This is a genomic window from Streptomyces sp. f51 (assembly GCF_037940415.1).
Taxonomy (GTDB): domain Bacteria; phylum Actinomycetota; class Actinomycetes; order Streptomycetales; family Streptomycetaceae; genus Streptomyces.
In genome coordinates this window covers 4,855,633-4,873,632 of the sequence record NZ_CP149798.1, presented here as the reverse complement: position 1 = coordinate 4,873,632, position 18,000 = coordinate 4,855,633, and the positions used below count along the sequence as shown (strand labels likewise).

Here is an 18,000-nt window from a genome sequence, read left to right as displayed (position 1 = left end):
GGAGGGAACCCTCAGCGGTACGAGAGCTCGAGCGTCGGCAGTGGTCCCATGCCACCCGGCCCGCCCGTCATGAGCGGCCGATGTCCCCGGCACGGTCCCGTCACGACCCCCGCGCTCGCCTCGCATCGCGTACACAGAAGAGGCAGCACCCTGACTACGACTTTCCGAGAGCTCGGAATCCTCCCTGAGACCGCCGAGGCCCTTGAGGCCGTCGGTATCGTCAACCCCTTCCCCATCCAGGAGATGACGCTCCCGGTCGCCCTCTCGGGCACCGACATCATCGGCCAGGCCAAGACCGGCACCGGCAAGACGCTGGGCTTCGGCCTCCCCCTCCTGGAGCGCGTCACCGTCCCCGCGGACGTCGAGGCCGGCCGGGCCAAGCCCGAGCAGCTGACCGACGCCCCGCAGGCGCTCGTCGTCGTCCCCACGCGCGAGCTGTGCACCCAGGTGACCAACGACCTGCTGACCGCGGGCAAGGTCCGCAACGTGCGCGTTCTGGCCATCTACGGCGGCCGTGCGTACGAGCCCCAGGTGGAGGCCCTGAAGAAGGGCGTCGACGTCATCGTCGGCACCCCGGGGCGACTGCTGGACCTCGCGGGCCAGAAGAAGCTCAACCTCAAGAACATCAAGGCGCTCGTCCTCGACGAGGCCGACGAGATGCTCGACCTGGGCTTCCTGCCCGACGTCGAGAAGATCATGAACATGCTGCCGGCCCGCCGTCAGACGATGCTGTTCTCGGCGACCATGCCGGGCGCGGTCATCGGTCTCGCGCGCCGCTACATGTCGCAGCCCACGCACATCCGCGCCGCGGCCCCGGACGACTCGGGCGCGACCGTCGCGAACACCGCGCAGTTCATCTACCGCGCGCACAACATGGACAAGCCCGAGATGGTCGCGCGGATACTACAGGCCGACGGCCGCGGTCTCGCGATGATCTTCTGCCGCACCAAGCGGACGGCGGCGGACCTCGCCGACCAGCTCCAGCAGCGCGGCTTCGCCTCCGGCGCGGTCCACGGCGACCTCGGCCAGGGTGCCCGCGAGCAGGCGCTGCGCGCCTTCCGCAACGGCAAGGTCGACGTCCTCGTCTGCACCGACGTCGCGGCCCGCGGTATCGATGTCGAGGGTGTCACCCACGTCATCAACTACCAGTCCCCCGAGGACGAGAAGACGTACCTGCACCGCATCGGCCGCACCGGCCGCGCGGGCGCCAAGGGCATCGCGATCACCCTCGTCGACTGGGACGACATCCCGCGCTGGCAGCTGATCAACAAGGCGCTGGACCTCGGCTTCGGCAACCCGCCGGAGACGTACTCCACGTCCCCGCACCTCTTCGAGGAGCTGAACATCCCGGCCGGCACCAAGGGTGTCCTGCCGCGTTCCGAGCGCACCCGCGCCGGGCTCTCGGCCGAAGAGGTCGAGGACCTGGGCGAGACCGGCGGGCGTGGTGGTCCGCGTGGCCGCGGTGGCCGTTCGGCCGCACCGGCGACCGCCGAGCGTGAGCGCGCGCCGCGCACTCCGCGCCAGCGCCGCCGCACCCGCAACGGTGCGCCCGCGGACGAGACGGCCGGGTCGACGGCCGCTCCGGCGGCCACCGAGGCGCCCGCGTCCGCCGAGGCCACCGAGCCCCGCACCCCGCGCCGCCGCCGGCGCACCCGTGCCGGGGCGGGCGAGCCCGTGGCAGCCGTCGCCGCCCCTGTGACCGAGGCCGCCGAGGCCGCTGTCGCGACGGCGGAGGGTGTCACCGACGAGCCGGCCGCGCCGCGCCGTCGCCGTACCCGCAGGCCCGCCGCGACGGACGTCGAGACGGCACAGGCGGTGGTGACCGCCGCCGAGGCCGTGGTCGAGAACGCCGCCGCCGAGGCCGTCACCGAGGCGGCCGCCAAGCCGGCCCGCCGCAGGACCCGCAAGGCCGTCGAGACGGCACCCGCCGCCGAGACGGTCGTCGAGGCCGCCGAGATCGCCGAGGCCCCGGCCAAGCCCGTGCGGCGCCGGACCCGCAAGGTCGCGGAGACCGTGGCCGACACCGTCGAGGCCGCCGCCTCGGAGATCGCCGAGGTCACCGAGACGGTCACCAAGCCCCGGCGCACCCGCGCCAAGGCCGCCACCACGGCGACGGACACGGACACGGCCGCCGAGGCGACCGAGACCAAGCCCGTCCGCCGCCGCACCCGCAAGGCGGTCGCCGACGCCGAGATCCCGGCCCAGGCCGCCGAAGCGACGGAGGCCAAGCCGGCCACCCGCCGACGCACCCGCAAGGTCGCGGAGACCGTGGCCGACACCGTCGAGGCCGCCGCCACGGAGATCGCCGAGGTCACCGAGACGGTCACCAAGCCCCGGCGCACCCGCGCCAAGGCCGCCACCACGGCGACGGACACGGACACGGCCGCCGAGGCGACCGAGACCAAGCCCGTCCGCCGCCGCACCCGCAAGGCCGTCGCCGACGCCGAGATCCCGGCCCAGGCCGCCGAGGCCACGGAGGCCAAGCCGGCCACCCGCCGACGCACCCGCAAGGCGGTCGCCACGGAGCCCACGGAGAGCTGATCTCCACCCCGACGGCCCGGTCCCCCATCCGGTGGGACCGGGCCGTCGGCGTTCCCGCGCCCGTGCCCCGGCCGGTGGCCCCTCTCACTTCACCGCGCGCGGGCCCGGGAGCAACGCACCCGTCGCGCGGGCGTCGCCGTCGCCCGATAGCCTCCTGCGCATGAGCAGGCCCTCCACCTTCGTACCCCCCGCCGGTGTCCGCGCGTGCCGGTTGTCCACCACGCGCGGCGAGTTCGCCGTGCTCGACGCCGAGCCGGAGGGGCCGCCCAAGGGGACCGTGCTCCTGCTGCCGGGGTTCACCGGAAGCAAGGAGGACTTCATCGCCCTGCACCTGCCGCTGGCCGCGGCGGGCTATCGGACGGTGGCCGTGGACGGACGCGGGCAGTTCGAGACCGACGGGCCGCGGGACGACGAATCGGCTTACGCACAGGCCGAGTTGGCACAGGACGTGCTCGCGCAGGCCGCCGCCGTCGGCACTCCCGTGCACCTCGTGGGGCACTCGCTCGGCGGCCAGATCGCGCGTGCCGCGGTGCTGGCCGACCCGTCGCCGTTCCTCTCCCTGACGCTCATGGCCTCAGGACCCGCGCAGATCTCCGAGTCGCAGCAGCAGCGCGTCAAGCTGCTGCGGGACGCTCTGGCCGTGATGAGCATGGCCGAGGTGTGGGAGGCGATCCAGGCGATGGAGCCGCCGGAGGAGACCGACACGGGCGGGCTGGACGCGGGTCTCGACGACCTCGCCGATCTGCGCCGCCGCTGGCTCGGCAACAGCCCCGCCCAGCTCGTCGCCACGGGCCGCCAGCTCTGCGACGAGCCCGACCGTGTCGCCGAACTGGCCGCCGTCCGCCTCCCCAAGCACGTCATATCCGGTGCGCGCGACGACACTTGGCCCCTCCCGCTGCTGGACGCGATGGCCGTACGGCTGGACGCGCACCGCACGGTCGTCGAGGGGGCGGAACACTCCCCGAACGCCGACCGGCCCCTGGAGACCGCCCGCGCCCTGGCCGCGTTCTGGGACGCCACGCACGCCCCTGAGGACCCCGAGCGGCCCTAGTACTGCGCCTGAAGGTGCTCCCAGAGGCCGTCCCGCAGCGCGCGGCGCAGGTCCGACTGGCCGCGCAGGGAGTACTGGAGCAGCCCCTCGGCCTCGACCAGCAGATCCTGGTCGACCGAGCCGGGGAGATACGGGTGCCCGGGAAGCAGTTCGGCCAGGGACTCCCGGCCGCGCGCCGCCAGCCACTTCGCGGCGATCTGGGCGCCCACGAAGCGCACGTCCTCCCGGGTGGGCCGGACCGCCGCCGTCGGGTCGTACGACTGGGCGGTGCGCCTGGCCACGTACGGCTTGAAGAAGTCGAGGTCGAGCGTGCGCTGGCTGTCGACCTCCCAGAGCAGCGGCTCGGCCTGGTTGCCGCCCTCGGGCGCCTCGATGCCCCAGAGGTGGACCCGGGCGCCGTACCCCTGGGCCGCCTCGACGGCGGAGACGAGGTCCTCGTCGCCGCCGAGCAGTGCCGCGTCGCTGATGGCGCGGTGCCGGGCGAGGGACTCCAGGTCGGAGCGGATGAGTGAATCGACGCCCTTCTGCTGGTTGTTGGCGTTCAGGTTTCCCAACCTGACCTTCACGTCCGGGAGTTCGGCGATGGACTGCTGCTCCGCGGTGTGGATGCGGCGTCGCGCGCCGTCGTACCAGTAGACGCGCAGGAGCCGGCTGTCGGCGAAGATCGTGCGGGCCCTGTCGATGAGGGCCTCGATGAGCCCCTCGGTGTCCAGGTCGAACGAACGGCGGTCCTCCGTGCCGGCGACCAGGCGCCCCGCGGCGGCGTACAGATATCCGGCGTCCACGAAGATCGCGTGCGTGGAGGGGGTCTTCGCGACCTCGGCGAGCATGCGCTGAAGAAGCTCGTTCGTACGGTCGATGCGGGCGGCGAGAGCCGCGTGGTCGTCGTTCATCACTTCCATTGTCCCGGCGGTCACGCTGCGAACACAACCGGCGCCGTTCAGTCTCCGCCACCCGGGCTACCCGTGGGTAATTAGGTTCTCGAAAAATTTCCTTAGCGTAGGGAATGTTTGTAACACGCATCCCGTTGAATCCTTACGAGAGCGAGGACACTGAAGCCTCGCTCCTCGCACGAGTAGTTCTCCTCAGGAGGATGACCAGACGAAGGGAGAAGCCCATGCGCTTCGAAATCATGCGACTCGACGATGTCGACGGCACGCCCGTGGACAGCACTGTCGTGGACGCCGCCTCCGTCAACCGGATCGTTCAGCAGGCCGCCGCCATCGGGCAGCGACTGTGGATCCGCCCGGCCGACACCACCGCTTCGTAACACGACGACAGTCCGCCTTTCGTATACAGCTCGTATACAGAACGCACGAAGGCGCCTCGCAGAACGAGACGCGCGGCGGACAGCAGACGCTTCACAGACTTCAGAGACCCCGTACGGCGAGGATGCCGTACGGGGCTCTGCGCGTGCGCCAGGGGCGCGGGGGCCAGGGGGCGCGGGGCCGGGGTCCAGGGGGCCCGGGGGCCGTCAGCTCCCCCGGATCACCTGGGTCACGCCGTTGATGATCTGCTGCACCGCGATGGCGGAGAGCATCATGCCCGCGAGCCGGGTCACCAGGACCACTCCGCCGTCCTTGATGACGCGGATGATCAGCAGCGAGTAGCGCATCACGACCCACAGGACGACATGGATCGCGATGATCGCGGTCCACACGGAGACCTGGGTGGCGACCGAGTCGGCCTTCTGCACCGCGAGGATCACGGACACGATCGCGCCGGGCCCGGCGAGCAGCGGCATCCCGAGGGGGACGAGGGCGACGTTGACGTCCTTGGTCTGCTTCGGCTCGTCCGTCTTGCCGGTGAGCAGGTCGAGGGCGATGAGCAGGAGCAGCAGGCCGCCCGCGATCATCAGCGCGGGCACGGAGACGTGCAGATAGTCCAGGATCTGGTGCCCGAGGAGCCCGAAGACGGTGATGACGCCACCGGCGACGCAGACCGCCTGCACGGCCATCCGGCGCTGCACCCGGGCGGGGCGGCCGGCGGTGAGCGCCAGGAAGATCGGGGTGATCCCGGGGGGATCCATGATGACGAAGAGGGTGAGGAAGAGGGAGCCGAAGACGGCGACGTCGAACATGGTGAGGAAGAGCCTTGCGAGGTGGGTGGAGTGGGTGGGCGGGTCTTCCGGCCACCGCTTCGGGCAGTCGTCCCACGGGGCGGGACAGGGCGGCACGGCCGGCGCTGCCGGATGCCTGGGAACGGGCCGGAGAACACGGTTCCGGCCTAGCGGGGGGGCGGGGCCGCCTGGGCGCACCGCGAACGGGCGCGGGTCTCGTGCGGCCGCACCGGACGGGCCCGGTTCCGTCGCGGACCTCGCCGGCGCGGCGCGGAACGCACGGCCCCCGACCAGCGGGACCGTGCACCCGGGACGACCGGCGCCTCCTGCCGGACCTGGCCACGGGCGCCCAAACGAACCACACGAACCGCATGACGGCTGACGGCTGACGGCTGACGGCTGACGGCTGACGGCTGACGGCTGACGGCTGACGGGAGGGGCCTACGGCACCGGCGGGCGGGTCCGTACGGGCCTCACCTCATCGGCACGGTCCGTACGAGCCTCACGCGACAGTCCCGTGCGACCGGCCCGCGGACGACGGCGCGGCCTCGGTCACGGACCGGGCCGAACCCGTGCGCCTCGCGGTGTGCGGCGTCCGGGGACTCAGGCTCCGCCCGCACCGGGGACAGGGAACGCCCCGGTGGCACGGCGGGTGATCTCCCCGTAGACCTCGGGGTCGGTCGTGAAGTCACCGAGCGAGCAGGTCTTCCGGCTGCCGTGGTAGTCGGACGAGCCGGTGGTCAGCAGCCCCAGCTCGGAGGCCAGACCGCGCAGCCTCGCCCGGGTGGCCGGTTCGTGGTCCATGTGGTCGACCTCGATGCCGTCGAGGCCCGCGGACGCCAGCTCCGCGATCACCGACTCCGGCACCGTGCGGCCCCGCTTGGCGGCGGCCGGGTGGGCGAGGACGGTGACGCCTCCGGCCCCCTTGACCAGCCGGATCGCCTCGAAGGGGTCGGTCTCGTGCTTGGGGACGTAGGCGCGGCCCCCGTCGGACAGCCACTGCTCGGTGAAGGCGTCCGAGACGCTGCCGACGACGCCGAGCTCGACCAGCGCGGAGGCGACGTGCGGGCGTCCGACCGAGCCTTCGCCCGCGATGCGCGCCACCTGCTCCCAGGTGATCGGCACACCGAGACCCTGGAGCCTGGCGATCATGCCCTGGGCCCGCGGCACCCGGTCGTCCCGCACCAGTTCGCGCTCGGCGAGCAGGGCGGGGTCCTCGGGGTCGAAGAGGTAGGCCAGCATGTGCATGCTGATGCCGTCGATCCGGCAGGAGAGTTCGGCACCGGTGACGAGGGTGAGCCCCTCGGGCAGCGCGGCGACCGCCTCGGCGTGCCCGCGCGTGGTGTCGTGGTCGGTCAGCGCGACGACGTCCAGACCGGCGGCGGCCGCGTTGCGCACCAGCTCGGCCGGCGTGTCCGTACCGTCGGAAGCCGTGGAGTGGGCGTGCAGGTCGATACGCACTACGCGGACTCCAGGCGGTGACGGAACGGGCGGGACGCTCAAGGATAGCGGGAACCCGCCCTCCGATGTCACACCCGCACCTGGGGAGCACCCCCTACACGATCCGGCGCTCAGGAACACCGGGGCGGCAGGGGGAACACTCCGCTCGGGCACGCTCCGCCCTCGCCCTGCGGCGCCCCGCGCCCCTACGGTTCCAGGATGCGCGGGGACAGCGCGCCGCACGGCAGCAGGTCGACCTCCGCGCCCGCGTCGCGCAGGTCCGTCAGGACCAGTTCGTCGTACATCAGCAGCCCGGTCTGCTCGGGCCAGACGACGGCCCACAGCCACAGCCCCCGCGCCTCGCCCGCGAACACGGCGCGGTCGTCCGGGGAGCCGGAGACATGCCAGAGCGGAGTGGGCCGGCCCGCGGCGAGGACCTTCGCCTGAGGCGGCTTCTCGACGTTCATGTGCGGGCCGGGGTCGGGTCCGTCCATCCCCGCGTACCGCGCGCCGAGGCCGACGCCCAGCTCCTCGGCGACGAGGATCAGTTCACCCATGCCGCCGAGCGGCCCGGGCCCCGAGCAGGCGATGGCGGTGGCCCTGCCCCCGCTGCGGTCGTCCCCCGCGAACGCCGCCCCGGTGAACAGCCAGCCGACCGGCAGCGGCCACGGCATCCACACCGGCACCCGGGCGCGGTGCACGACCACGCCGAGGGCCTCGACGCTGGGCGGGATCACGGGCTGAAGCGGATGCACCGTGCCGTGCACATCGCACTGCCAGGAATCGGCAAAGAGGCCGGGAGCCCTGACCCGGCCACCACACTTCGGGCAACTGGGTTCGCCCCTCATAGGGCTCAACGGTCCTCCCCGTCCTTGCCCGCGTCAAGGACGATCACCCGTCCGGCGCGGGCCGGCCGCGCCAAAAACTACGTGCATCTTGCATTTATTAGCCCACCTAACTTATTGTGTGTATAAGACAACGATCCAGTCGGTGCACAGTGAGGGAGCGGGCATGATCAACAGCACGGAAGGCCCCGCGGAGGGCGACACGTTCGACGCCGGCGCGGGTGGCATCCTGCGTCAGCCGAGGGCCGTCTGGGCGACCGCCGGGGCGTCCGTCGTCGCCTTCATGGGCATCGGACTCGTCGACCCGATCCTGCCGTCCATCGCCCGGGGACTCGACGCCACGCCCGGCCAGGTGTCCCTGCTCTTCACCTCGTACTTCCTGATCACCGCCGTCGCGATGCTGCTGACCGGCTTCGTCTCCAGCCGGATCGGCGGGCGCAGGACCCTGCTGCTCGGCCTCGCGCTGGTCGTGGTCTTCGCGGGGCTCGCGGGCACCTCGGGATCGGTCGGCGAACTCGTCGGCTTCCGGGCCGGCTGGGGACTGGGCAACGCGCTGTTCGTCTCCTCGGCCCTCGCCGTGATCGTCGGCGCGGCGGCCGGCGGCAGCGCCGCGGCGATCCTGCTCTACGAGTCCGCCCTGGGCCTCGGCATGGCCTGCGGACCGCTGCTGGGGGCCCTGCTCGGCAACGCCAGCTGGCGCTACCCGTTCTTCGGCACCGCGTTCCTGATGGCGGTCGGCTTCCTGTGCATCACGGCGTTCCTGAAGGAGCAGCCGAAGCCCGCGCGCAAGACCTCGCTGCTCGACCCGCTGCGCGCCCTCGGCCACGGAGGTCTCGCCTCCGCCGCGGCCTCCGCGTTCTTCTACAACTACACGTTCTTCACCGTGCTGGCCTTCACCCCGTTCGTGCTGAACATGACCCCGTACAGGTCGGGCGCGGTGTTCTTCTGCTGGGGCCTGCTGCTCGCGGTGTTCTCGGTGATCGTGGCCCCGCGCATGCAGGCGCGGTTCGGCTCGCTGAAGGTGCTGGGCGGCTCCCTGGTGCTGCTCGCCGCCGACGTCCTCGTCCTCGGTTACGGCGACCACACCACCGCCGTGCTCTGCACGGTCCTGTCCGGCGCCTTCATCGGCGTGAACAACACCGTGTACACGGAGCTGGCCCTCGGGGTCTCCGACGCCCCGCGTCCGGTGGCGAGCGCCGGCTACAACTTCGTGCGCTGGTTCGCCGCGGCGGCGGCCCCGTACTTCGCCCCGAAGATCGAGGAGTGGAGCGACAGGCGCGTCCCGTTCGTGGTCGCCGCGGTCACCGCGCTGCTGGGTGCGGTCGTGGTCTACGTACGGCGCGACGCGCTCACCAGGAAGGCCGAGGAGCTGGAGCCGGTCCACGCCACCGAGGACGGTGTCGCGGTCTTCGCCAACTGAGCCACTGGGGACGCGATTTGACGCCTCATCACATTCGAGCCGCCGATTGGACCGGCCGGCCGGTCAGTCCAGGGCAACGGACCTGCGCAGCGGATCGCGCAGGTCCGTTCCGCCGTTCAGCCAGCGCTCCTGGAGGGCTCCCGCTCCATGGACCCGCTTCCAGGCGGCCTCGTTGGGCGTCATCGGGAGCAGCGGCAGGAAACGCACCGGATCGGCGGGGGCGTCCAGCTCCAGGTCCTCCACCAGACCGCCGGACTCGGCGACCAGGACGGAGGTGAACGGCGCGCCGGGCCACAGCGGTTCGCCCACGTCGAGCGAGGCACCGGGGGCCACGACCAGACCCTCGACCTGGGGGGAGGCGGCGAGCACGGCGAGCGGGCGAAGCACCTTGTCGGTGTCGGCCCCGGCCGGGCGGACTGAGAGGACCAGTTCGGCGCGCGGGCCCTTGACCGGATCGGCGAGCACGGCGGTGGGATCGGCCATCGGCTGGGCGGACATGCCGAGCGTGGCGTAGCGCACGATGTCGCCCTCGGAGAAGCGCAGGACCTCGATGCGGTCGGTGCCCAGGAAGGTGACCGCGGCCCGCGCGTCGGGTTCGCCCAGCGCGGAGCGCAAACGGGCCTCGACCAGAGGAAGAACATCAGCCATGAACCGAGCATAGGCCGCGTCAATTACGCCACCGCGCACCGGACCCCGGTCAACAACGCGCAAAGCGGGGCCTTGACGTATCGGTGCGCTGATACTCTTGGCCGCTGGTCGGAGCAGTGCATGACCGAGGGCCCGCAGGCCCTCTTCGGCACTGCGGGAGTTGCTCCCCGACTCCGACGCACTGAGACTGATCTGACTCCCCTTCGGAGGGAGACAGACTCCCCTTCGGGGGATGGACCGTCCCTCACGGGGGACCGACCGGAGGAGGTGGGGCTGCAATGGATCGAAGTCGATCGTGCAGTACCACCCGCTCTTCCTGTCGCTGAGTTCGTAGCCGGTTCCGCGGGGTCTTCGGCCCTGCCGGCTGCCGCCTCCCGCAATCGTGTGCGCGCGTGTCAGCGTTGCCCGGCGCACCACGGAAGAGCGCTTCGTTTCCGCCTGATCTGTCCGATCTGAACCCCTGATCTGTCTGATCTGAATCAACAGCGAAGCTGCCAACACGACGGTGCGGTGCTCCCCGCTTTGTGGACGTGCCAAACATCCGCAGTCAGGACGTCCCCATTCCGGGTAGTTCCAACCGTCGCCGGCCGCCTCCGTTGCGAGAAGGAGCCTGCCATGTCGATGATCCGTGACCTGCGTGCCGCGGTCCGTCCCCGCCCGTCCCTGCGCAAGGACAGTGGCTCGTACGACACCACCCGCGACCCCGGCACCCCGTCGGCCGTGGTCGACTGCGCCGTCTACCGCGACGGTGCCCGCGCCGCGACCCGCGCGCCGCTCACGCCGCAGGAGGCCATGCGCCAGGTGCGGCGTGACGGCGGGTTCGTCTGGATCGGCCTGCACGAGCCCACCGAGGACGAATTCGCCGGTATCGCCCGCGAGTTCGGGCTGCACCCGCTGGCCGTCGAGGACGCCGTCCAGGCCCACCAGCGGCCCAAGCTGGAGCGTTACGACGACTCCCTGTTCACCGTCTTCAAGACCATCCACTACGTCGAGCACGACCGGCTGACGGCGACCAGCGAGATCGTCGAGACCGGCGAGGTCATGTGCTTCACCGGCGGGGACTTCTTCATCACCGTCCGGCACGGCGGGCAGGGCTCGCTGCGCGGGCTGCGGCACCGTCTCCAGGACGACCCCGAACTGCTCGCCAAGGGCCCCTCGGCGGTGCTGCACGCGATCGCCGACCATGTGGTCGACGGCTACATCGCGGTCGTGGACGCCGTGCAGGACGACATCGACGAGGTCGAGACCGAGGTGTTCTCGCCGGGCCGCAAGGGCACCCCGCGCGGCACGGACGCCGGACAGATCTACCAGCTCAAGCGCGAGGTGCTGGAGTTCAAGCGGGCGGTGTCGCCGCTGCTGCGCCCCATGCAGCTGCTGAGCGAGCGCCCGATGCGGCTGATCGACCCCGACATCCAGAAGTACTTCCGCGATGTCGCCGACCACCTCGCCCGGGTGCAGGAGCAGGTCCTCGGCTTCGACGAACTGCTCAACTCCATCCTCCAGGCGAACCTCGCGCAGGCCTCCGTGGCGCAGAACGAGGACATGCGCAAGATCACCTCCTGGGCCGCGATCGTCGCCGTGCCGACGATGGTCTGCGGTGTGTACGGCATGAACTTCAAGTACATGCCGGAACTGCACGCGCGCTACGGCTACCCGGTGGTCATGGGCATCACGGTCGGCCTCTGCCTGTCCATCCACCGCATCCTGAAGCGCAACGGCTGGCTGTAGGAGGGGCTCGATAGTCTGGGCCCCATGACGCAAGAGCTGCTCGACCAGGCCCTCGTCGAGGAGGCCACCAAGAAGTCCGGGCTGATCTGGGTGCGGGACGCCGACGCGCCCGCGCCGGCCGGTCCGGATGCCGGAGCGCCCACCCGCGCGCTGTGGCACGTGTGGCACGAGGGCGCGGCCTGCCTGGTCGGCGACGGGCCCGGCGAGCAGCCGCTGCCGGGACTGGCCGACGGGGGCCGGGCGGTCGTCACCGTACGCAGCAAGGACAAGGGCGGACGGCTCGTCACCTGGTCCGCGAAGGTCGTGGAACTCGCCGCGGGCACCCCCGAGTGGGAGGCGGCCGTCGGCGAGCTCAAGGGCAAGCGGCTGAACGCCCCCGACGGCGAGGCCATGCCGGAGCGCTGGGCCCGTGAGTGCCGGGTGGTGCGCCTGGAGCCGACCGGCGCGACGGCCGCGCTGCCCGACGGCTCGCTCGCCGAACGGCCGCTGCCGACCCCGGCGACGACCCGCCGTCCGGTGCCGGCGGCGCTGCCCCGCCTGCTGCTGAAGCGGCGCGGGAAGCGCGGCTAGGGCCTGCCCGACAGTTCCCGTCCGCCCGGGCTACGACGACGGCAGCTGCTGCCCGTAGTCGACCGTGTCCTTCGTGGGCGGCTCCGCCAGCTTGAAGTCCTTGCCCCAGTCGGTCATGCGGAGCGTGCCGGCGTTGCCCGCGCGCCCGAGCAGGACCGGGTACGGGGTGCCCTGGAGGGAGACGTCCAGGGTGCCGCCGGAACCCTTGTCGCCGGTGATGCGGATGGTGCGGACACCGGACTGCTCGTGGTGGCCGTCCTTGGCGAGGGCGCCGTGCAGCCCGAGCAGCCCGTCGAGCAGGACGTCCTTGTCGGTGAAGCCGCTGAAGCGCTTGTACACGGGGTCGCCGGTCGGCACCTTCACGTACATGCCCTCCAGCTTGTCCGCCGCCGCGGTGCCCGAGGGCTTGCCGCCGCCCTTGGCGTCCTCGTGCGCCCAGAACTCGGCGTCGGCCTTGAGGAAGAGGTGCCGGCCGACCCGCAGCAGATGGAAACCGGCCCCCTTCGAGGTGACCGAGCCGGTGCCGCCGTCCGACTTGAGGCGCATGTCGAGGGTGTAGGTGGTGCCGCCCGAGACGACGGTCCCGGAGAGCCGCACGGTCGGCGCCTTCCCGGCCGCCGTCCTCGCCTTCGCCTGGATGGCGGCGGCGGACAGCTTGCCGACCCCGTTCGTGCCCGCGTCCGGATCCCCGCCGCCGCATCCCGTCAGCACCGTCCCTGTCACGGCCAGCACGCATGTCGCGGCCACCGTCACGGTTCTGCGGGTACGGCCCTGGGGAATTGCGGTCACAGGTGGGGCTGCCTCTCGTGCGCGGTCCTCAAACGGCGTACGGCAGCGTACCGGTGCGGCACCCGCCCGGCGGAGGCAGTCCGTCCGGACCGCCCACCAGGGCGTACCCGACCGGGACGGGCTAGCCTGAAGCCCACCCGAGCGGACAGACCGGCATAGAACATATCGAAGCGAAGGAGGCGCGTGCATGGCCGCAGCCGCCCCCCGGATCTTCGTCTCGCACCTGTCCGGTGTCGCCGTCTTCGACCCGAACGGCGACCAGGTGGGACGTGTGCGGGACCTCGTCGCCATGCTGCGCGTGGGGCGACGGCCGCCGCGCATGCTCGGCCTGGTCGTCGAACTGTCCACGCGCCGCCGGATCTTCCTGCCCATGACCCGGGTGACGGGCATCGAGTCCGGCCAGGTCATCACGACCGGCGTCCTGAACGTGCGCCGCTTCGAGCAGCGGCCCACCGAACGGCTCGTCTTCGGCGAGCTCCTGGACCGGCTCGTGACCCTCGTCGAGACGGGCGAGGAGGTGACGGTCCTCGACGTGTCGATCCAGCAGCTGCCGGCCCGCAGGGAGTGGGAGATCGGCCGGGTCTTCGTGCGCAAGGGGCGGGCGGGCGCGTTCCGGCGTGCCAAGGGCGAGACGATGACGGTCGACTGGTCCTCCGTCACCGGCTTCTCGCTGGAGGAGCACGGACAGGGCGCGGAGAGCCTGCTCGCCACCTTCGAGCAGCTGCGGCCGGCCGACCTCGCGAACGTGCTGCACCATCTGTCGCCGAAGCGGCGCGGCGAGGTGGCCGCCGCCCTCGACGACGACCGTCTCGCCGACGTGCTGGAGGAACTGCCCGAGGACGACCAGATCGAGATCCTCGGCAAGCTCAAGGAGGAGCGCGCGGCGGACGTCCTGGAGGCGATGGACCCCGACGACGCGGCCGACCTGCTGGCCGAGCTGCCCACCGAGGACGTGGAGCGGCTGCTGACGCTGATGCGGCCGGGCGAGGCGGCGGACGTCAGGCGGCTGATGGCCTACGCGGAACGGACGGCGGGCGGGCTGATGACCACCGAGCCCATCGTGCTGCGGCCCGACGCGACCGTCGCCGACGCGCTCGCCCGGGTCCGCAACCCCGACCTCTCCCCCGCGCTCGCCGCCCAGGTGTACGTGTGCCGCCCGCCGGACGAGACGCCGACGGGCAAGTACCTGGGGGCGGTGCACTTCCAGCGGCTGCTGCGCGATCCGCCTCCCACCCTGGTCGGCTCGCTCGTCGACGACGACCTCCAGCCGCTGGCCCCCGAGGACGAGCTGCCGGTGGTCGCCGGGTTCTTCGCGACGTACGACATGGTCGCGGCGCCCGTCGTCGACGAGAGCGGCTCGCTGCTCGGCGCGGTGACCGTGGACGACGTACTGGACCACATGCTGCCCGAGGACTGGCGGGAGACGGAGTTCCACCTGGACGAGGGCGTGCACGAGAGCATGCACGCGCAGACCCACGCGGAACACCCCGAGGGACGCCATGGCGCCTGACCGTGAGGCCCGTGAGCGGGCCGCCACGGGGGCGACCGCCTCCCGTCCGCGCACCCGGCTCGACCAGCCGAAGCCGCCGCGGCACAGGTTCCTGCCCGAGTGGGACCCGGAGGCCTTCGGGCGGCTCTCGGAGCGCATCGCCCGTTTCCTCGGCACCGGACGGTTCATCGTCTGGATGACGGTCGTCATCATCGTGTGGGTGCTGTGGAACATCTTCGCGCCGCACGACCTGCGCTTCGACAACTACCCGTTCATCTTCCTGACCCTGATGCTGTCGCTCCAGGCCTCCTACGCCGCCCCGCTGATCCTGCTCGCGCAGAACCGGCAGGACGACCGGGACCGGGTCAACCTCGAACAGGACCGCAAGCAGAACGAGCGCTCCATCGCCGACACCGAGTACCTCACCCGCGAGATCGCCGCGCTGCGGATGGGCCTCGGCGAGGTCGCCACCCGGGACTGGATCCGCAACGAGCTCCAGGACCTGGTCAAGGAGCTGGAGGACCGCCACCTCGACGGTCACGGGGCCGGACGGGTCGTATTCCCGGCGGAACGGTCGCAGGGACGTGACGTAGACGACCGCTGACGGGGCTTTCCGGGGCACATGGGGAGCGCCGTACCATCGTCCCTATGGCTACGGAAGACGCGGTGCGTGAAGCACTGGCGACGGTGAACGACCCCGAGATCAACCGACCCATCACCGAACTGGGGATGGTCAAATCGGTGGAGATCGGTGCAAATGGCGTGGTCGCGGTCGCCGTGTACCTGACGGTCTCCGGCTGCCCGATGCGCGACACGATCACCCAGCGGGTGAAGGAGGCGGTCTCCCGGGTCGAGGGCGTCACCGCCGTCGAGGTCGAACTCGACGTGATGAGCGACGAACAGCGCCGTGAGCTGGCGACCGCGCTGAAGGGGGGCACCGCCGAGCGCGAGGTCCCCTTCGCCAAGCCCGGCTCGCTCACCCGGGTGTACGCGGTCGCCTCCGGCAAGGGCGGCGTCGGCAAGTCCTCGGTCACCGTGAACCTGGCGGCCGCGATGGCCGCCGACGGTCTCAAGGTCGGTGTCGTGGACGCCGACATCTACGGCCACTCGGTGCCGCGCATGCTCGGTGCGGAGGGCCGGCCGACCCAGGTCGAGAACATGATCATGCCGCCGTCGGCGAACGGCGTGAAGGTCATCTCCATCGGCATGTTCACCCCGGGCAACGCGCCGGTCGTCTGGCGCGGCCCGATGCTCCACCGCGCCCTCCAGCAGTTCCTGGCCGACGTGTACTGGGGCGACCTGGACGTCCTGCTCCTGGACCTGCCGCCGGGCACGGGCGACATCGCGATCTCCGTCGCCCAGCTCGTCCCGAACGCCGAGATCCTGGTCGTCACGACCCCGCAGCAGGCGGCGGCAGAGGTGGCCGAGCGGGCCGGCTCGATCGCCGTGCAGACCCACCAGAAGATCGTGGGCGTCGTCGAGAACATGGCGGGGCTGCCGTGCCCGCACTGCGACGAGATGGTCGACGTCTTCGGCACCGGCGGCGGCCAGTCGGTCGCCGACGGTCTGACCCGCACCACCGGGGCGACCGTCCCGGTCCTCGGCTCCATCCCGATCGACGTCCGGCTGCGCGAGGGCGGCGACGAGGGCAAGCCGGTCGTCCTGACCGACCCCGACTCCCCCGCCGGCTCGGCCCTGCGCGCCATCGCGGGCAAGCTGGGCGGCCGTCAGCGCGGCCTGTCGGGCATGTCGCTGGGCATCACCCCGCGCAACAAGTTCTAGGTCCGGCCCGAAGGTTCCAGGTCCGGCCCGAAGGGTGCGGGGCCCGGTCCGACGAAGGAGGGGGCGCCGTCCGTGCGGACGGCGCCCCCTTCCTCGTAGCGGCTGTCCGGGACCCGCGGTGGCCCGCGGGTGCCCGCGCGGCCGCCCCGGGCCTCCCAGCCGCCGCCAGGGCCCTACTGGGCGTATGCCGCGATGTCCTTGACCATCGCGAAGCCGAGCCCGTACGCGCTCATCCCCCGGCCGTACGCCCCCAGGTGGACGCCCTCCTGGGTGGAACCCGCGAGGACCCAGCCGAACTCGGACTCGCGGTAGTGGAAGGCCGTGGGGACTCCGTCCACGGGCAGGGACAGGGTCGACCAGTCCTCCCCGTCGAGATCGTCGGCCAGCACCCACGCGGTCTCGGTCTGCTGGTCCAGCCAGTCGTCGCGCAGCGTGTGGTCCATCTGGCCGGGCCAGGTGAAGGACAGCAGCCCCACACCGGCCAGCCACGCCGCCGAGGACACCGAGGTGGCCTCCAGCAGTCCCGTGCCGTCCGCGCTGCGCCGTACGGGGCTGGCGGCGACGGTGACCACCACCGCGAACCGCTCCTTGTCCTCGCCCGGCTCGGGGCGCACCGAGGGCTCGTCCCCGTGTCCGACAGAACCGTGCTCGACCATTCCGTCCGCCGAGGTGCCCACCTGCATCAGCCAGCGCTGTCCCGTGAAGGCCTCGTCGAGGCCGTACCAGGGGAAGGGCGCCAGCAGGTAGCCGTCGACCGTACGCCGGGCGGAGGGGAGCGGTTGCCCGCCCTCCGCGGCCGGCGCCTGCGCGCCTACCCGACTTGTCGTCTCCATCTGCCGGACGCCTCCTTGCTCTCGTCGGACCGGGCGGCCCGCCCCCCTCGGGCGTCCTGGTCGGTCCGCACAACAACTGGGCAGCATAGCCACCCTGCTCCGAGCACCGGTGAAAGCGCCCGGCGCGTAAGGCGCACGAACGGCGTATTCGGACCGCGCGGGGCCCGATCGGGGCCGATGAAGGGCCCGGTCGCGAAGAACGCGGCCCCGGTACGCCGTTCGGATCAGATGACGGCGTACGGACCGGAGGACGGCGTACGGACCAGGTGCGCCGGCGTCGCGGGGATCAGGTGGCGTCGGCGTCGTAGGGCGGGTGCTCGTCGGCGTCGAGCTTCTCGCGCTTCTTCGTCATGTCGACGGAGCCGCCCGGGGTGCCGTTGGAGGACCCGGCGGAGGACTCGGACTCGCGGCTGTGCACCGCGTCCGTGACCTCGGCCATCTCCTTCTTCAGGTCGAAGCCGTTGCGGATCTCCTTGAGCCCCAGCTCGTCGTTGTCCATCTGCTTGCGTATGAACGTCTTGGGGTTGAGATCCTCGAACTCGAAGTCCTTGAACTCCGGACCGAGTTCGTCGCGGATGTCCGCCTTCGCGCTGTCCGAGAACTCGCGGATCTTGCGGATCGTGCGCGACACGTCCTGGATCAGCTTCGGGAGCTTGTCGGGACCGAACACGAGCACGGCAAGGACGACCAGCGTCACCAGCTCAAGCGGTCCTACGTCATTGAACACCTGGTAGCTCCTCGCGATGCTCTCGGTCCTCGGCCCTCGGGAAGTCTTCCGTGGTCCGGGCCGAGTCCAACGGTACCC

At 71.7% G+C, this 18,000-nt stretch carries 17 protein-coding genes; 9 read left to right on the top strand and 8 right to left on the bottom strand.

The window, feature by feature from the left end:
* Positions 1-69 precede the first annotated feature (69 nt).
* Positions 70-2,541 (top strand): DEAD/DEAH box helicase, encoded by a 2,472-nt coding sequence (locus WJM95_RS21360; protein ID WP_339135739.1) that lies wholly within the window; start codon positions 70-72, stop codon positions 2,539-2,541.
* A gap of 160 nt (positions 2,542-2,701) precedes the next feature.
* On the top strand, positions 2,702-3,592 hold the full coding sequence (locus WJM95_RS21355) for an alpha/beta hydrolase (protein ID WP_339131311.1): 891 nt from the start codon (positions 2,702-2,704) through the stop codon (positions 3,590-3,592).
* Here WJM95_RS21355 and WJM95_RS21350 read toward each other — a convergent pair.
* Positions 3,589-4,485 carry an NYN domain-containing protein gene (locus WJM95_RS21350; protein WP_339131309.1) on the bottom strand — a complete coding sequence of 299 codons (897 nt, stop codon included), beginning with the start codon at positions 4,483-4,485 and terminating at the stop codon, positions 3,589-3,591. The two genes, WJM95_RS21355 and WJM95_RS21350, sit on opposite strands and share 4 nt — an antisense overlap.
* Before the next feature lie 224 nt (positions 4,486-4,709).
* Here WJM95_RS21350 and WJM95_RS21345 point away from each other — a divergent pair, with 224 nt between their 5' ends.
* Positions 4,710-4,862, top strand: a complete 153-nt coding sequence (locus tag WJM95_RS21345; protein ID WP_020136747.1) for a hypothetical protein — start codon at positions 4,710-4,712, stop codon at positions 4,860-4,862.
* Between the two features lie 204 nt (positions 4,863-5,066).
* Here the strand turns inward: WJM95_RS21345 and WJM95_RS21340 are convergent, their stop codons facing one another.
* The 3 genes from WJM95_RS21340 to WJM95_RS21330 all read right to left on the bottom strand — a co-directional run bounded on the left by WJM95_RS21340 (position 5,067) and on the right by WJM95_RS21330 (position 7,939).
* The gene (locus tag WJM95_RS21340; RefSeq protein WP_339131308.1) at positions 5,067-5,672 is read right to left on the bottom strand and encodes a MarC family protein; all 606 of its coding nucleotides are present in this window, start codon (positions 5,670-5,672) and stop codon (positions 5,067-5,069) included.
* A 582-nt stretch (positions 5,673-6,254) separates the two neighbouring features.
* A complete protein-coding gene (locus tag WJM95_RS21335) occupies positions 6,255-7,112 on the bottom strand; it encodes a PHP domain-containing protein (RefSeq protein ID WP_339131306.1) in 858 nt (285 codons plus the stop codon).
* A gap of 185 nt (positions 7,113-7,297) precedes the next feature.
* A complete protein-coding gene (locus WJM95_RS21330) occupies positions 7,298-7,939 on the bottom strand; it encodes a DUF6758 family protein (protein WP_339135737.1) in 642 nt (213 codons plus the stop codon).
* Between the two features lie 163 nt (positions 7,940-8,102).
* Here WJM95_RS21330 and WJM95_RS21325 point away from each other — a divergent pair, with 163 nt between their 5' ends.
* Positions 8,103-9,356, top strand: a complete 1,254-nt coding sequence (locus WJM95_RS21325) for an MFS transporter (protein ID WP_339131304.1) — start codon at positions 8,103-8,105, stop codon at positions 9,354-9,356.
* A 63-nt stretch (positions 9,357-9,419) separates the two neighbouring features.
* On the opposite strand, the gene WJM95_RS21320 is transcribed toward WJM95_RS21325, so the two are convergent.
* Positions 9,420-10,004 (bottom strand): suppressor of fused domain protein, encoded by a 585-nt coding sequence (locus tag WJM95_RS21320; protein WP_339131302.1) that lies wholly within the window; start codon positions 10,002-10,004, stop codon positions 9,420-9,422.
* Positions 10,005-10,619: 615 nt separating this feature from the next.
* On the opposite strand from WJM95_RS21320, the gene WJM95_RS21315 reads away from it, so the two are divergent.
* Both WJM95_RS21315 and WJM95_RS21310 read left to right on the top strand, forming a co-directional pair.
* Positions 10,620-11,732, top strand: a complete 1,113-nt coding sequence (locus tag WJM95_RS21315; protein WP_339131301.1) for a magnesium and cobalt transport protein CorA — start codon at positions 10,620-10,622, stop codon at positions 11,730-11,732.
* A 24-nt stretch (positions 11,733-11,756) separates the two neighbouring features.
* A complete protein-coding gene (locus WJM95_RS21310) occupies positions 11,757-12,302 on the top strand; it encodes a hypothetical protein (RefSeq protein WP_339131300.1) in 546 nt (181 codons plus the stop codon).
* A 30-nt stretch (positions 12,303-12,332) separates the two neighbouring features.
* Here the strand turns inward: WJM95_RS21310 and WJM95_RS21305 are convergent, their stop codons facing one another.
* Positions 12,333-13,091 carry a hypothetical protein gene (locus WJM95_RS21305; protein WP_339131299.1) on the bottom strand — a complete coding sequence of 253 codons (759 nt, stop codon included), beginning with the start codon at positions 13,089-13,091 and terminating at the stop codon, positions 12,333-12,335.
* Positions 13,092-13,278: 187 nt separating this feature from the next.
* Here WJM95_RS21305 and WJM95_RS21300 point away from each other — a divergent pair, with 187 nt between their 5' ends.
* The 3 genes from WJM95_RS21300 to WJM95_RS21290 are packed head-to-tail and all read left to right on the top strand — an operon-like array spanning position 13,279 to position 16,362.
* On the top strand, positions 13,279-14,601 hold the full coding sequence (locus WJM95_RS21300; RefSeq protein WP_339131298.1) for a CBS domain-containing protein: 1,323 nt from the start codon (positions 13,279-13,281) through the stop codon (positions 14,599-14,601).
* The gene (locus WJM95_RS21295; protein ID WP_339131297.1) at positions 14,591-15,184 is read left to right on the top strand and encodes a DUF1003 domain-containing protein; all 594 of its coding nucleotides are present in this window, start codon (positions 14,591-14,593) and stop codon (positions 15,182-15,184) included. Before WJM95_RS21300 ends, WJM95_RS21295 begins: the two co-directional genes overlap by 11 nt.
* Before the next feature lie 44 nt (positions 15,185-15,228).
* Entirely contained in the window at positions 15,229-16,362 is a 1,134-nt protein-coding gene (locus WJM95_RS21290; RefSeq protein ID WP_339131295.1) for an Mrp/NBP35 family ATP-binding protein, read from the top strand.
* Between the two features lie 173 nt (positions 16,363-16,535).
* Here WJM95_RS21290 and WJM95_RS21285 read toward each other — a convergent pair whose 3' ends face one another.
* Both WJM95_RS21285 and WJM95_RS21280 read right to left on the bottom strand, forming a co-directional pair.
* On the bottom strand, positions 16,536-17,195 hold the full coding sequence (locus tag WJM95_RS21285; protein WP_339131294.1) for a hypothetical protein: 660 nt from the start codon (positions 17,193-17,195) through the stop codon (positions 16,536-16,538).
* 286 nt (positions 17,196-17,481) lie between these two features.
* Complete coding sequence (locus tag WJM95_RS21280) at positions 17,482-17,922, bottom strand: sec-independent translocase (protein WP_339131293.1); 441 nt, start codon at positions 17,920-17,922, stop codon at positions 17,482-17,484.
* Between the last annotated feature and the right edge of the window lie 78 nt (positions 17,923-18,000).

Coding starts and splice junctions, on each gene's coding strand:
- WJM95_RS21360 (WP_339135739.1), top strand. CDS start 70: ATGAGCGGCCGATGTCCCCGGCACGGTCCCGTCACGACCCCCGCGCTC.
- WJM95_RS21355 (WP_339131311.1), top strand. CDS start 2,702: ATGAGCAGGCCCTCCACCTTCGTACCCCCCGCCGGTGTCCGCGCGTGC.
- WJM95_RS21350 (WP_339131309.1), bottom strand. CDS start 4,485: ATGAACGACGACCACGCGGCTCTCGCCGCCCGCATCGACCGTACGAAC.
- WJM95_RS21345 (WP_020136747.1), top strand. CDS start 4,710: ATGCGCTTCGAAATCATGCGACTCGACGATGTCGACGGCACGCCCGTG.
- WJM95_RS21340 (WP_339131308.1), bottom strand. CDS start 5,672: ATGTTCGACGTCGCCGTCTTCGGCTCCCTCTTCCTCACCCTCTTCGTC.
- WJM95_RS21330 (WP_339135737.1), bottom strand. CDS start 7,939: ATGAGGGGCGAACCCAGTTGCCCGAAGTGTGGTGGCCGGGTCAGGGCT.
- WJM95_RS21325 (WP_339131304.1), top strand. CDS start 8,103: ATGATCAACAGCACGGAAGGCCCCGCGGAGGGCGACACGTTCGACGCC.
- WJM95_RS21320 (WP_339131302.1), bottom strand. CDS start 10,004: ATGGCTGATGTTCTTCCTCTGGTCGAGGCCCGTTTGCGCTCCGCGCTG.
- WJM95_RS21315 (WP_339131301.1), top strand. CDS start 10,620: ATGTCGATGATCCGTGACCTGCGTGCCGCGGTCCGTCCCCGCCCGTCC.
- WJM95_RS21310 (WP_339131300.1), top strand. CDS start 11,757: ATGACGCAAGAGCTGCTCGACCAGGCCCTCGTCGAGGAGGCCACCAAG.
- WJM95_RS21300 (WP_339131298.1), top strand. CDS start 13,279: ATGGCCGCAGCCGCCCCCCGGATCTTCGTCTCGCACCTGTCCGGTGTC.
- WJM95_RS21295 (WP_339131297.1), top strand. CDS start 14,591: ATGGCGCCTGACCGTGAGGCCCGTGAGCGGGCCGCCACGGGGGCGACC.
- WJM95_RS21290 (WP_339131295.1), top strand. CDS start 15,229: ATGGCTACGGAAGACGCGGTGCGTGAAGCACTGGCGACGGTGAACGAC.
- WJM95_RS21285 (WP_339131294.1), bottom strand. CDS start 17,195: ATGGAGACGACAAGTCGGGTAGGCGCGCAGGCGCCGGCCGCGGAGGGC.